A 14,038-nucleotide genomic window follows, 5' to 3' on the forward strand; every position below is an offset into this window, starting at 1 on the left:
GGGCGCGCAAGTACTTTTTGAAAGTTTTTTCGCACACCCCGGAGAGGGCCTTAACGGACCTCAAACAGGTGGTACTTCTTCTTACCCAGACGGCAAATATAGAAGCGACCAAACATGGCCGCATCTTCCGCAAAGCACGCCGAGGTGTTGAGGTTATCGTCGGCGCCACACTCCCGGCCATTGATGACCACCGCATTGCGACCGAGCGCATCCTTGACCTGCTTGCCCGAGGTCGCCATACCCGCGTCAACCAGCAACTGGGTCAGCGGTTCATCCGCCAACGCCGCCCGACTCAACACCGAGAACGGCAGGCCATCCAGCTTCAGCTGCTCCAGATCCGCCTCACCCAAAGAACCCAGGTCGTGACTGAACAGCGCCTGGGTAATTCGGCGAGCGGCCTCAAGCCCTTCGTCCCCGTGAATAAGGGCCGTCATCTCTTCGGCCAGAACGCGCTGAGCCTCAGGACGCCCCTGGCGCTCCCGATCCTCATTCTCAATGCGCTCGATATCCTCCAGAGACAGGAAGGTAAAGTAGCGCAGGAACTTGTAGACGTCCGCATCCGCTGTCCCCAACCAGAATTGATAGAAGGCATAAGGAGACGTCTTGGCCGGATCCAGCCAGATCGTGCCACTTTCAGTCTTGCCGAACTTGGTGCCATCGGCTTTGGTCACAAGCGGCATGGTCAGACCGTAAACCTGGCCACTATATAGACGCCGCGTGAGATCGATCCCGCCCGTGATATTGCCCCACTGGTCGCTGCCCCCTATCTGCAGGGTACAGTTGTACCGATGATAGAGCTCTGCAAAGTCCAGGGACTGAAGCAACATATAGGTGAACTCGGTAAAGGAGATCCCCTCCCCTTCCCGCTCGATGCGCTGGCGCACTGACTCTTTGGAGATCATGTTGTTGACCGCAAAGTGCTTACCCACATCCCGAAGGAAGTCGAGCACACTCATCTGACCAACCCAGTCGAGGTTATTCACCACTTCGGCCGAGGTCCCACCGCAATCAAAGTCGATGAACCGGCTCACCTGTCCCTTGAGCTTGTCCGCCCATTGAGCCACCACATCCGGTGTATTCAGCTTGCGCTCCTGGGCCTTGAAGCTTGGGTCTCCCACCAGGCCGGTCGCGCCTCCGACCAGGGCAATCGGCTTGTGGCCCGCGCGCTGAAAACGCTTCAGAGCCAGCAATGGCACCAGGTGGCCTATATGCAGGCTGTCCGCCGTGGGGTCAAAGCCGCTGTATAGGGTCCGGCTGCCGCCTGCCAGATACTCCTTGAGGGCGTCTCCTCCCGACGTCTGGGAAACCAAACCGCGACTCTGGAGGTCTTGAAGCAAACCGGGATCGACTGCTGCCATTGCTACCATCTCTGAATGTTTGAACAGGACAGGCCCCGAGGGCCACCGAAAAAGGGCTGTCAAGATACCGAATCCGTGCACAAAAACAAGGGCGCGGGCCGTATTTTGGCTGAACCGGGAACGGCTCATCACTTTACTGGGTGCTATTACACCGGTTTTCTGTTATAACTGATGCTAACAGCCACATTTGCATAACGGGTTTAAGTTTTCCATGGAACCCTCTGAAAACACGAACAAAAAGCCGATAGCGGCTCTTTTGCGCCAATACCCACGGGGGCACGTGATTGCCGCTGGCTCACTGGTATTGGGGCTTTCCCTGCTTTTGGCCTTCTCATCCTCGGAGGGCACCAGCTCTTCGCGGCAAAGCCAGCCTATTGCGCTGAAACTGCCGGACACGGGTCAGGTCCTCGAGCTTGAGCCGACTTCTCTGGAGGCCCAGCCACCGTTTGAGGCAGCGGAAACCAGGCCCCAGCCTCAGACACCTGAGCCTGAGCCAGAACCCCAGACGCTGACTTACACCACCTTCACCGTTAAGTCCGGCGACAGCCTGTCCGTACTGTTCAAGCGGGCCGGCCTGAGCGACCGGGACCTCTATGAACTGATCGACCAGGCACCCGAAGCCCGGGCCCTGCGCCGGATCATGCCGGGCAATGAAATCACCTTCGGCCTGACCCCCGAGGGCGAGCTGGAAGAGCTGGTTTATCAGCGTGACCAACTGCGGAGCCTTCGCTTCGCCCGTCAAGACGACGCCTTCGCTTCCGAAGAGCTTGAGCGCACCCCGGATGTACAGATTGCCTACCGGCGCGCCACCATTGACAGCTCTCTGTTTCTCGCCGGTCAACGGGCGGGAATGACAGACAACCTGACCATGGAGCTGGCCGGCATTTTTGGCTGGGATATCGACTTCATCCTGGACATCCGCCGCGGTGACACTTTCAGCGTCCTGTTCGAGGAGCACTTCCTCGACGGGGAGAAAATCGGCAACGGCCCAATTCTCGCCGCCGAGTTCACCAACCGGGGCAAAACCTTCCGGGCGGTGCGCTACGTCAGTGCTGAAGGCGACGCGAACTACTTCACGCCGGAAGGCCGGAGCATGCGCCGGGCGTTTTTGCGCACGCCGGTTGAGTTCACGCGCATCAGCTCACCCTTCAATCCAAACCGGCGCCACCCGGTACTCAACACCATTCGGGCCCATAAAGGTACCGACTATGCCGCCCCCCGGGGTACGCCCGTCAAGGCGTCCGGTGACGGCCGTATCAAGCTGGCAGGCCGCAAGGGTGGCTACGGCAATACCGTGATCATTCAACACGGCCAGACTTACGAAACCCTTTATGCGCACCTGAACGCCTTTCACCGCAACATCCGCTCGGGCGTTCGGGTAAAACAGGGGCAGATCATCGGCTACGTCGGCTCTACCGGCCTGGCCACCGGCCCGCACTTGCACTACGAATTCTACGTCAACGGCTCGGTACGCAATCCGGTTACGGTCGAGCTACCCCAGGCAGAGTCTGTCCCCTCGTCAGAACTCGCGCGCTTCAAGTCCCAGGTCCAGCCAATCATGGCCGAGCTTGAGCAATACCATCGCGAGACCCAGCTGGCCAGCGTCGGCAACGAACTACGCGTGAACTGATGGCGGGCGCCGAGCTCTACATCGGCCTGATGTCCGGCACCAGCGCCGACGCCATTGATGCGGTGCTGGTGGATTTCAGCCAGCCACCCCTGAAGCTGCTGGCTCACCATAGTTCACCACTCCCCCCTGACACCCGGGCCGCGATTCACAAGCTGGCCCAACCCGGCGATGGCGAAATTGACCGCATGGGCGCTCTGGATCAACAGTTGGGGCGGGCATTTGCCCAAGCGGCACTTGAACTGCTCTCTCAGACCGGTATTGACCCAACCCGGGTCTCCGCCATCGGAAGCCATGGCCAGACCCTCAGGCACCGCCCGCCAGATGGCACCCCCTCCTCGAACGCCTTCACCCTACAGGTCGCGGACCCCAACCTCATTGCCCACCTGACAGGCATTACCACCGTTGCCGACTTTCGGCGCCGGGATATGGCGGCCGGGGGCCAGGGCGCTCCGTTGGTGCCGGCACTGCATCAGACACTGTTTCATACCCCAGAGGCGGACCGCGCCATCGTCAATGTCGGAGGCGTTGCCAACCTGACATGGCTGCCCGCCCACGGGACCGTGCTTGGATTTGACACCGGGCCCGGCAACAATCTGATGGACGCCTGGATTCAGCGCAGCCTTGGCAAAGCGTTTGATGAGGGCGGGCGATGGGCGGCCCAGGGACAGATTCAGGGAACGCTGTTGTCACGTTTGCTGGAGCACCCCTATTTCCGGTTACCCCCGCCCAAAAGCACGGGGCCGGAGACCTTCCACTTGGGATGGCTGGATGACTGCTTGGAAGGGATGCCCGGGCCGATCCGGGCCGAAGACGTTCAGGCAACGCTACTGATGCTTACCGCCCAGGGGATTGCAGCCAGTATTGACGGACTTTCCGCCGGGAATGCTCCTCGCGAGGTTTATCTGTGCGGTGGTGGCGCCCATAACCGACGCCTGCAGGAGGCATTTAAAGCTCTGCTGCCCGATTGCGTGATCTCGGACACCAGCGCGCTGGGGCTTTCTCCGGACTGGGTGGAAGGCGTGGCGTTTGCGTGGCTTGCCCGGCAGAACCTGAAAGGACTCAGCGGCAACCTCCCCTCTGTCACGGGTGCTGACAGCCCCCAGGTGCTGGGCGCGGTCTATCCGGGGCGGCCGTCAGCCGGAATCAGATAGAGAACGAAGACCCACAGCCACAGGTGCTGGCCGCGTTGGGGTTTTCAACCACAAACTTCGCCCCCTGCAGATCCTCCCGGTAATCCACCTTGGCACCCATCAGGTAGGGGTAGCTCATGGCATCGACCAGCACCTTGACGCCCTCTTGCTCAACCACCGCATCGTCCTCTGCGGCCACTTCGTCAAAGGCAAAGCCGTACTGAAAACCGGAGCAACCACCCCCGGTAATGTAAACGCGGAGCTTGAGGTCAGGGTTACCCTCCTCCTCCACGAGGCTTCGCACTTTGGCGACAGCGCTGGGACTTACTTCCAGCACGGCACCGGGAACAAACACTTCTGGCGCAGACATCAAAGACTCCAATCGTGACTCATTTGAGCATTATACGCTTTACCTGAGCGTTTTAGTCAAGTATTGGCGACCGCTTTCACGTCAGCCTCGGGCTCATCCGCCGATTCCGGGCCAGACAGTTTCTTGGTGCCGGCGGCCCCGCTGTAGACCAGGCTGCCGTTGACCTGCGCCCCCTTGATCATTTCGATCAACTGGTAGTGGACATTGCCTTCCACAACCGCCTTGGCGGCGAGCTCAACGTGTTTGCTGGAAAATACATTGCCGGTCACATTGCCATTGATGATAACCATGGGCACCCGTATTTCCCCTTGGACCGAGCCCTTCTCGGCGACCACCAACTTGGCGTCATTGCCGCTGTCGGCGATGATATTACCCTCGACCGTACCTTCGATCTGCAGGTCACCGGTAAAGTGCAGGTCGCCGACAACCTTGGTACCGCGCGAAATCAGAGTGTGATTGTTTGAAAATGCCATAGCGTTGCCTTTTTTACCCCACATAAACGACCTATTAAGTTAAAGCTCCTGCACCAACCAGCCGAATTTCTTTTCAACGGTTTCCGGGTTACGCCCGGTCGATCGTGCGACCAACTCGATGCGTTCCGGCTCGAACCCCTCCGGAAGCGTCAGTCGGCCTTCAATATTCTGGAAATACCGGAAGCGCAGGCGAATGTCTTCCGACTCCACCTGATCAGAGAGCAGGTGGAGTGACAGGGTCTCCACGGTCTCGTTACGCCGCCCGACAATATTGAAATTCAGATACCCGCTGAGCACCTGGTGGTCTGTCGCCAACTGCTGTACCACCAGCTTGTACTCGAACTGCCGTGGCATACCCGTCGCCAGCACGTTGAGCGACCCGATGGTCAGCCCGCTGTTGTTGGCACTGGGCGACATCAGCCCACGATAGAAGGTGATGTCCTCCTCCAGCGCCGTTATTTCTTCCTTGAGTGCGATGACCTGGTTGCGCATCTCTTCGCTGGCCTGCTGATCCACCTCTGACCCCAGGCGCAGATTGGCCACCTGTTGGCGCAACTGTTCGGCCTCACCGGTCAGGCTGGCAACTTCCTTGCGCAACTTGTTGCGCTCGGCGACCGCATCAGCCTGCTGGGTTACCCCCAGATGATGGCCACCATAAAAGCTCCCGGCCACCGCCAGGCCCACGAGCAATAACAGCACCAGCGCCAGTAGCACCCGCCTCACCGGCCGGTAGGGAACCACGACCATGCGATACTGCTTGCTGCCTTTTACTTGCGCCATAGAACGTCAATCCACTCTGGAGAAAACTCGTTGGAATAACGGGCGATCAGGGCAGCAGCGCTACCAGATCCAGCCCCAGTGTTTCCTCAAAGCCAAACATAATATTCATGTTCTGGACCGCCTGCCCGGATGCCCCCTTGGTCAGGTTATCGATCACCGAAAGGACGACGAGGGTATCACGATCCTGGGGGCGAAAAACGGAAATACGGCATACATTGGAGCCTTTCACCGAACGGGTTTGTGGGTGCTCACCGGCGGGCATCACATCGACAAAGGGCTCATTGGCAAAGCGCTGCTCGTACAGCGCCTGCAGATCCGGCAGCTGATCCGGTGCCAGGGCGCGGCTGTACAGCGTGGCGTGAATGCCCCGGATCATCGGCAGCAGGTGCGGCACGAAGGTCACGCGAGCCGGTTCGCCACGGCCGCCCTGGATATCGTGAAGCCCCTGCTCGATCTCCGGCAGATGGCGATGACCTCCGGCGGCGTAGGCCTTGAAGCTGTCACTGACCTCGGTCAAGAGCGTATCCACCTTGGCCTGACGACCCGCACCGGTAGCGCCGCTGGCAGCACTGACGATCAAGTTGTCGGTGGCCACCAGCCCCTGTTCCAGGAGGGGCAGAAAACCCAGTTGGGCCGCGGTGGGATAGCAGCCCGGGCAGGCCACCAGCCGAGCCTGACGGATGGCCTCACGATTCACCTCTGGCAGGCCGTACACGGCCTCGGCCACCAATTCCGGGCAGCCGTGAGCCTGACCGTACCACTGGCCCCAGCGCTCGGTATCCCGCAGACGGAAGTCCGCCGACAGGTCCACCACTCGGGTATTGATTTCCAGCAGTGCGGGCATCAGGTTCTGGGCCACCCCGTGCGGCGTGGCGAAAAAGACCACGTCGCACTCGCCCAGACGCTTGACGTCCGGCTCGGAAAAACGCAGATCCGTATGCCCGCGCAGATTCGGATAGAGATCGGCCACCGCAATCCCGGCCTCGGCACGGGAGGTGATCACCGCCACCGTCACTTCAGGGTGCTTGACCAGCAAGCGCAGTAGCTCCACTCCGGTATAGCCGGTTCCGCCTACAATACCTACGTTAATCACTCGTCAACCTCTCTTCTGCCCATACGCCCATTCAGGATACCGCTTGGCTCCCCGGGGTTTAAACGGCCTATAATACGGACCTTAACGCCAAATCGAAAGTCGCCCGACACCTGAGGAGTCTGATGCCCACCGAGCCACCGCCCATTGAGCGCCTTCGCCAACGCCACCGGCAGGCGGCCGAGCGCTGGCGCAACCGCCTGGCTCATGTCGACGCGCTGCCCCAGTTGACCTTGCTGGGGCTGGCCAGCGGCATCCTCGCCGGCTCGGTAATCATCGGATTTCGTCTGCTGGTGGAAGGTAGCCTTGGGCACCAGCTACCCGGCCACGGCGAAAATTTCGAGGGCCTTCCCGCCCTGTTCCGCTTTCTGCTTCCCCTGGCGGGCGCCCTTGGACTTCTGGCCCTGCTCTATGCCGTCAGGGCCCCCTCCCGAGCCACCGGCGTGGGGCATGTGCTTGACCGGCTGCACAACCATCAGGGGTATCTGTCGTTTCGCAACGCCGGGGTTCAGTTCATCGGCGGCGCCCTGGCCCTGCTGAGCGGTCACTCCGCCGGGCGGGAGGGCCCGGCGGTGCACCTGGGCGCGGCCAGCGCCAGCAAGCTGGGCCAGTGGCTGCACCTGCCCAACAACAGCCTGCGCCCCCTGGTGGCCTGCGGCGTGGCCGCCGCCATTGCCGCTTCGTTCAATACTCCGATGGCGGGGGTCATATTCGCCATGGAAGTGGTTCTCATGGAGTACACCATTGCCGGCTTTATCCCGGTCATTCTGGCAGCTGTTGCCGGGACCACATTGACCCAACTGGCTTTCGGACCCGATATCGTCTTCATGGATGGCCAGCAGTTGACCGGCCACCTCAGTGAACTGCCCATCATGGCGGCCATGGGGGTCATTATCGCCCTGGCCGCCGCCACCTACATCAAGCTGCACAGTGGCTGCGCCCGCCACACCGGCCGCTGGCCCCTGTGGCTTCGGATTCCACTCGCCGGGCTGGTTGCCGGCCTGGGAGGCCTGTGGATTCCCGAGGTGATGGGCATGGGCTACGACACCATTGACGGCGCACTCACCGGGGAGCTGATCGGCCCCTCCCTCGCGTTGGTCCTGGTTGCCAAGCTGGTGATCACCGCTCTGGTGCTCGGCTTGGGGGTACCCGGCGGGGTCATTGGCCCCTCGCTGGTCATGGGCGCCTGTCTCGGCGGCGCCGCCGGGTATTTTGCCGCCATGCTCCCGGTTACGGTCAGCGAGCCCGGGGTTTACGCCATTGTAGGGATGAGCGCCATGATGGCGGCGGTCATCAACGCGCCCCTGGCCGCGATCATTGCCATCCTGGAACTGACGTACAATCCCGGCATCCTGTTTCCCGGAATGCTGGTGGTTGTGGTGGCCAGTCTGTCCACCCGCTGGCTGTTTCGCTGCGACGGGCTCTTTGCCACGCTGCTGGAGCAGGAGGGCAAAAGCAATCGTCCCAAGCTGATGCAGCAACTGCTGAGCCGCACCGGCGTGCGCAGCCTGATGCACCGCCGCTTCAGCCTGGCCTCGAGAGAGATCACTCAACGCGAGGCGCGTGAGTTGCTGAAGTTAAAGCCCGAGTGGATCGTTCTTCAGGACAAGAACCTGCTGCTCGAGCCGGCCTCGCTGGCTCAGCACCTGGAAACACTGGAAGCCGACCCGGACACGGCGCCCGCGGCGGACGAACCCGAGGCAGGCGAATATCTGGACCTTCTGGCCATTCCAGGCAGACGGGTGGAGATGATCGCCATCTCGCCCCTGGCCAACCTGTATGAGGCCTGGCAGGCTCTCAACCAGTCCCAGGTGGATGCCCTGTACATCCCGGCCCCCGGCGGCGGCATCACCGGGCTGGTCTCCCGGGAGCAACTGGAGTCTTATTACCGGCTGTAAAAGCCGGACATTGAGCTACCGATCACCCACCGACAACGGAACGCACTATGCTCTGGGTCAAAGCTTTTCACCTGATCGCCATCATCTGCTGGTTTGCGGCGCTGTTCTATCTGCCGCGACTGTTTGTCTACCACGCCATGAGCACCGACCAGATCAGTCGCGATCGCTTCAAGATCATGGAGCGCAAGCTGTATCGGGGCATTGGCACGCCCAGCCTGATTGCGACCGTGGCCTTAGGGCTGTGGCTCAGCAGCGGCAACTGGGATTATTATGCCCACAGCCTCTGGTATTGGATAAAAATGACACTCGTTGCGGTTCTGATGGTCTATCATTTTATCTGCGGTCAGTTCATCAAGCAGTTCCGGGATGACCGCTGCCAGCGTGGCCATGTGTTCTTTCGCTGGTTCAATGAGTTTCCCGTGCTCCTGCTGATCGGCATTGTGATCCTCGCTGTGGTCAAGCCATTGCACTGAATGTCGGGCGGGGGCCTGTACCAGGAGGACCCGTATGACGCCGATAGATGAGCAGGTGCCGATCGTGCTGGCACTGGCCAGCCACGACCCCTCCGGCTGCACCGGCATCCAGGCAGACATCGAAACCTGCGCCAGCCTCGGCTGCCACTGCACGTCCGTCATAACCGCCCTCTGTGCGCGGGACACCCGGGATGTGAAGGACATCCGGAGCATTCCCTCCAGCTTTCTGATTGAGCAGGTCAGAGCGGTTCTGGAGGACCTGCCGGTCAAGGCGGTCAAACTGGGCTTCCTCGGCCAGGTCAGCCATGTTGAGGCCATTCACACCATTCTGCAGGACTACCCTCATCTGCCCGTGGTACTGGAACCCGTCACCCAATTGGGCGACGGCCCCGCGGCCGAGGCCGAAGCGCTCCGGGACGCCACCAAAAGCCTGTTGCTGCCCTTGAGCACTCTGGCCACCCCGGATCTGGTGGAAGCCTACGAACTCGCCCAGCAGGGTGACACCCTGGACGCCTGCGCGCAGGAAATCCTGGAGTATGGCGGGGAGTACACCCTGATTACCGGCTCCCGCCGGACCCAGACCCACCACGAAAACCGGCTGTACAACAAAAAGGGACTCGTGCGGGAATACCGCTGGGAGCGTCTGAACGTTTTGAGCCATGGTGGTGGCGCCACGCTCTCGGCCAGTATCAGCGCTTATCTCGCCCACGGCCTGCGGCTGCTGGATGCGGTGGAGCAGGGCCAGAATTTCACCTGGCACGCGCTCGCCGCCAGCCGGCGCCTCGGGATGGGACACAGTATTCCCAATCGACTGTTCTGGGCCGACCGCAATCAGAGCGGCAATCGGGGGCCCGGCGGCGGCTGTTGAGCACCGGCGCTCGCCCTGGCACGTCGCCATTTTGCACCGACGCCATTTGCCGGTAAACTGCTCCGCTCACGCTGTGGAGCCGCTATGCCCTTGCACCCCCTGTACGCCATTGCCGATACCGCCGCCCTGGCGGAGCGACTGATCCCGGCCGCCGAAGCGGCGTTGCGCGGCGGGGCTCGATGGCTGCAATATCGGGATAAATCCGGCGATCAGGCCCGGCGCCTCCGGGAGGCCACCGCACTGCGCACCCTGTGTCTGAACCACGGCGCTCGCTTGATCATCAATGATGACCCCGAGCTGGCCCTGAGGGTACAGGCGGACGGAGTGCACCTCGGTCAAACCGACGGTGATCCCATGCGAGCCCGACAACGTTTAGGCTCCCGGGCGATCATCGGCGTTACCTGCCACGACTCCATCGCATTGGCGCAGCACGCCAAGCGGGCCGGCGCCAGCTACGTGGCGTTCGGGCGATTTTTCCCGTCCCGAACCAAACCCGATGCCCCGCCCGCGCCCGCCGACTTACTGACACGGGCGCGCGCGGCGGTTGGCCTGCCTATTGTGGCCATTGGAGGCATCACTCTGGAAAACGGCGCCGCACTGCTGGCAGCGGGCGCCGACTGGCTGGCGGTCAGCCACGACCTGTTCAGCGCACCGGATATAGAACGCCGGGCGCGCAACTATCTAACCCTACCCTGCTGTAGAGAGGAAACCGCATTATGAGTCGATCCGAAGAGCTGTTCAGACTGGCCCAGAAACACATTCCCGGAGGGGTCAACTCTCCGGTGCGCGCCTTCAAGGCCGTCGGAGGCACGCCCCGGTTCGTCGAGCGGGCCGAGGGGGCCTACTTCTGGGACGCGGACAGCCAGCGCTACATTGATTATGTGCAGTCCTGGGGACCGATGATTCTGGGCCACAGCTACCCCCCAGTTACCGATGCCGTCATCGAAGCGGCCCGCCACGGGCTGAGTTTCGGCGCGCCGACCGCCCGGGAAACAGAGCTCGCCGACCTGCTGTGTGAGCGCGTTCCCAATATGGACATGGTGCGCCTGGTCAACTCCGGTACCGAAGCGACCATGAGCGCCATTCGACTGGCCCGTGCCTTCACTGGTCGGGACAAGATCGTCAAGTTCGAGGGCTGCTACCACGGCCACTCCGACTCACTGCTGATCAAGGCCGGCTCCGGCGCCCTCACCTTCGGCGTCCCGAGCTCCCCGGGCGTCCCGAGCGCGCTGGCCGAACACACCATGACCCTGACCTACAACGATCCGGAGCAGGTCCGCGAGGTATTCCGCGAGCTCGGTGGCGAAATCGCCTGCATCATTGTCGAGCCCGTGGCCGGCAACATGAACTGCATTCCCCCGGTACCGGGCTTTCTGGAAACCCTGCGCGAGGTTTGCGATGAGTCCGGCGCGGTGCTGATCTTCGACGAGGTCATGACCGGTTTCAGAGTGGGGCCTAAGGGCGCTCAGGGGCTGTTTGACGTCAAGGCCGATCTCATCACCCTGGGCAAAGTGATTGGCGGCGGCCTGCCCGTCGGAGCCTTCGGCGGTCGGCGAGACATCATGGAAATGGTAGCGCCGACCGGACCGGTCTATCAGGCCGGCACCCTGTCGGGCAATCCTTTGGCTACCGCCGCGGGCGTCGCCACCTTGCGAGCCCTTGAGCAGGAGGGACTTTATGCGCAAATCACCGAACGCACCGAGCAGTTGACCCGCGGCATGCAGGCGGTCGCAGACGAGGCTGGCATACCCTTCACAACCAACCATCGGGGCAGCATGTTCGGCTTCTTCTTCACCGATGCGCCGGAGGTGACCCGCTACGATCAGGTGATGAGTTGCGACACCGAGCGGTTCAACCGTTTCTATCACGGCATGCTCGAAGAGGGCGTCTACCTGGCCCCCGCCTCCTACGAGGCAGGCTTCATGTCGGCGGCCCACTCCGAGGATGATATTGAGCAGACGCTCAGCGCCGCTCGCCGGGTTTTTGCCCGCCTGTAGGGTGAAAAAACTCCGCCAGAGGCTTTGAAGAGTTAACCATGCCACAATTTTTGGTGCCAGGACTTGCCTAAGGCGCGTGGAGCGCTTAATCTTGACGCAGGTTCCTCAATCCTTGTGGCACTGGGCTTAGCGCGATTGGCCTGCTCGCTGTTTCAGGAATCGATGTAGGGAACGAACGTGTTGTCACGGACTCTATTCGTTTCACCGACACTGTTTTTACGGAATGTAACTCTGTTCACCAAATTGGGAGAGAACGATGAACAATCTTTTGAAAAGCTTTCTGATTCTGATCGCCACCACAGGTCTGCTCGTGGGCTGTAGCTCCACTTCCACCCAGGAAGAGCCTGTTGAAGAACCCACCGTCACCGAACCGGAGCCCGAGCCGGAGCCCCAACCGGAACCCGAGCCCGAGCTGGACACCACCTTTTACTTTGACTTCGACAAGTCCACTCTGAAGCCCGACGCGCGTGCCACTCTGGTAGCTCACGCCGAGCGCCTGAAAGAAAGTGGCGACCGTGTTCGTCTGGAAGGTCATGCGGATGAGCGTGGTTCACGCGAGTACAACATGGGCCTGGGTGAGCGTCGCGCCAAAGCCGTTCGTGACTTCCTGGTACTTCAGGGCGTACCGGCCAGCCGCATCGAAACCGTCAGCTACGGTGAAGAGCGTCCCGCCGTTCAGGGTAGCAATGAAAGCGCCTGGGAACAGAACCGTCGTGTTGAGCTGAAGTAAGTCGCTCACTCAACGCACGAAAAAACGGCGCCTTATCGGCGCCGTTTTTTTTGGTGGGAACACTTGCAGGGATGTAATACCCAATGGGTAAGCCTCAGCGGTCAGGACGACGCGCGCACCACCAGGTCGGTCTTCAAGACTTCGGACGTCACCGGCTGCCCCTTCACCAACGCCATCACCTTCTGGACCAGCAGCTTCCCGCCCCGATGAATATCCTGGCGCACGGTCGTCAGAGGCGGATTGAAATAGGGGGCAATGGGGATATCATCAAACCCCACTACCGCAACGTCATCGGGCACCCGGATACCTTTCTCCTGCAGCGCCTTGATCGCGCCCATCGCGATATTATCGCTGGCGGCAAAAATCCCATCGAAATCGAGCCCTTCCTCCAACAACTCAACCACATGCTGATACCCGGACTCAATGGAAAACGCCGCCTGGACATGGTGCTCCTGGGACGACAGTCCGGCCTCGGTCAGCGCATCAAAGTACCCCTGAAAACGCCCCTGGATTTCCGGATGCGCCACATCTCCGAGAAACAACATCCGCCGGCAACCGCGCCCTATCAGGTGACGACTGGCCAACTGCCCCCCCATGTAGTTATCACTGCCGACAATGCAGTAGTTCGCCTCGGGTTCGCGCGCGCCCCAGACGACAATCGCATCCCCTTCCTTCTGCAACTGGCGCAGCGGCGCATCATCACGCCCCTGACCGATCACAATGATGCCGTCGGCGCGACGAGAGCCCAGCAAGTGCGCATGCCAGTCCTCCGGTGATACCGCATTGCTCGAGAACAGCAGGCTGTATTGATGCTCGTTCAGTTCATCCGCAATAGCACCGATCATATCCATCATGAACGGGTCAGAGAATGTCTGTCCGTCCACGCTCTCGGCATTGATCACCAGAGCAATGGTATGGCTGCGCTGCAGGCGCAGATTCCGGGCGCCGGTATTGACCTTGTAATTCATTTCCCGGGCGAGCGCCTGAACCTTTTCGCGGGTTTTGATATTCACCGCAGGGTTATTGTTCAGGGCACGGGATACCGTTGACTCCGACACCCCCGCTCGGCGGGCGATGTCTGCGATGGATACAGGTTCCTGAGGTTTTCGTCGGGACATGGTCATTTTCCGGTCAAGCGACAGGTGGGCTGACAGGCCCACCCCGCACGATTGTCATCCGGACCATCTTAAAGTACCGGTCAGATACTTGTATAGCCGCGATTACCCTTCCAGCGCGTCGGG

General features: G+C 61.1%; 14 protein-coding genes. 8 read left to right on the forward strand and 6 right to left on the reverse strand.

Annotation, left to right across the window (positions count from 1 at the left end; genetic code table 11):
* Nucleotides 1–50: 50 nt before the first annotated feature.
* Nucleotides 51–1,358, reverse strand: a complete 1,308-nt coding sequence (tyrS, locus tag B3520_RS11365) for a tyrosine--tRNA ligase (RefSeq protein WP_286807541.1) — start codon at nt 1,356–1,358, stop codon at nt 51–53.
* A 256-nt stretch (nt 1,359–1,614) separates the two neighbouring features.
* On the opposite strand from tyrS, the gene B3520_RS11370 reads away from it, so the two are divergent.
* Both B3520_RS11370 and B3520_RS11375 read left to right on the forward strand, forming a co-directional pair.
* Entirely contained in the window at nt 1,615–2,988 is a 1,374-nt protein-coding gene (locus B3520_RS11370) for a peptidoglycan DD-metalloendopeptidase family protein (RefSeq protein WP_286807539.1), read from the forward strand.
* On the forward strand, nt 2,988–4,139 hold the full coding sequence (locus B3520_RS11375; protein ID WP_286807538.1) for an anhydro-N-acetylmuramic acid kinase: 1,152 nt from the start codon (nt 2,988–2,990) through the stop codon (nt 4,137–4,139). The genes B3520_RS11370 and B3520_RS11375 overlap by 1 nt, the downstream gene beginning before the upstream one ends.
* Here the strand turns inward: B3520_RS11375 and erpA are convergent.
* From erpA to argC, 4 genes are read right to left on the reverse strand one after another with little or no spacing between them, the layout of a single operon-like run.
* A complete protein-coding gene (gene erpA, locus B3520_RS11380; RefSeq protein WP_123638957.1) occupies nt 4,132–4,488 on the reverse strand; it encodes an iron-sulfur cluster insertion protein ErpA in 357 nt (118 codons plus the stop codon). The genes B3520_RS11375 and erpA overlap by 8 nt on opposite strands.
* Nucleotides 4,489–4,544: 56 nt before the next feature.
* A complete protein-coding gene (locus B3520_RS11385) occupies nt 4,545–4,961 on the reverse strand; it encodes a bactofilin family protein (RefSeq protein ID WP_024462467.1) in 417 nt (138 codons plus the stop codon).
* A 39-nt stretch (nt 4,962–5,000) separates the two neighbouring features.
* A complete protein-coding gene (locus B3520_RS11390) occupies nt 5,001–5,741 on the reverse strand; it encodes a DUF6776 family protein (protein ID WP_286807536.1) in 741 nt (246 codons plus the stop codon).
* 46 nt (nt 5,742–5,787) lie between these two features.
* Entirely contained in the window at nt 5,788–6,834 is a 1,047-nt protein-coding gene (argC, locus tag B3520_RS11395; RefSeq protein ID WP_286807535.1) for an N-acetyl-gamma-glutamyl-phosphate reductase, read from the reverse strand.
* A gap of 122 nt (nt 6,835–6,956) precedes the next feature.
* Here argC and B3520_RS11400 point away from each other — a divergent pair, with 122 nt between their 5' ends.
* From B3520_RS11400 to pal, 6 genes are all read left to right on the forward strand, one after another.
* Nucleotides 6,957–8,729, forward strand: a complete 1,773-nt coding sequence (locus B3520_RS11400; protein WP_286876089.1) for a chloride channel protein — start codon at nt 6,957–6,959, stop codon at nt 8,727–8,729.
* Nucleotides 8,730–8,776: 47 nt separating this feature from the next.
* Entirely contained in the window at nt 8,777–9,202 is a 426-nt protein-coding gene (gene hemJ / locus B3520_RS11405; RefSeq protein ID WP_286807530.1) for a protoporphyrinogen oxidase HemJ, read from the forward strand.
* A 34-nt stretch (nt 9,203–9,236) separates the two neighbouring features.
* The gene (gene thiD / locus B3520_RS11410; protein WP_286807528.1) at nt 9,237–10,070 is read left to right on the forward strand and encodes a bifunctional hydroxymethylpyrimidine kinase/phosphomethylpyrimidine kinase; all 834 of its coding nucleotides are present in this window, start codon (nt 9,237–9,239) and stop codon (nt 10,068–10,070) included.
* A gap of 84 nt (nt 10,071–10,154) precedes the next feature.
* Complete coding sequence (thiE, locus tag B3520_RS11415; protein WP_286807527.1) at nt 10,155–10,790, forward strand: thiamine phosphate synthase; 636 nt, start codon at nt 10,155–10,157, stop codon at nt 10,788–10,790.
* Nucleotides 10,787–12,067, forward strand: coding sequence for a glutamate-1-semialdehyde 2,1-aminomutase (hemL, locus tag B3520_RS11420; RefSeq protein ID WP_286807525.1), 1,281 nt, complete (start codon nt 10,787–10,789; stop codon nt 12,065–12,067). The genes thiE and hemL overlap by 4 nt, the downstream gene beginning before the upstream one ends.
* A gap of 256 nt (nt 12,068–12,323) precedes the next feature.
* Nucleotides 12,324–12,797, forward strand: a complete 474-nt coding sequence (gene pal, locus B3520_RS11425; RefSeq protein WP_024462459.1) for a peptidoglycan-associated lipoprotein Pal — start codon at nt 12,324–12,326, stop codon at nt 12,795–12,797.
* A 101-nt stretch (nt 12,798–12,898) separates the two neighbouring features.
* Here pal and B3520_RS11430 read toward each other — a convergent pair whose 3' ends face one another.
* A complete protein-coding gene (locus B3520_RS11430) occupies nt 12,899–13,915 on the reverse strand; it encodes a LacI family DNA-binding transcriptional regulator (RefSeq protein ID WP_286807522.1) in 1,017 nt (338 codons plus the stop codon).
* Nucleotides 13,916–14,038: the final 123 nt, after the last annotated feature.

It is taken from the genome of Marinimicrobium sp. UBA4509 (assembly GCF_002388575.1).
In the GTDB taxonomy this organism is placed as follows: Bacteria; Pseudomonadota; Gammaproteobacteria; order Pseudomonadales; family Cellvibrionaceae; genus Marinimicrobium; species Marinimicrobium koreense.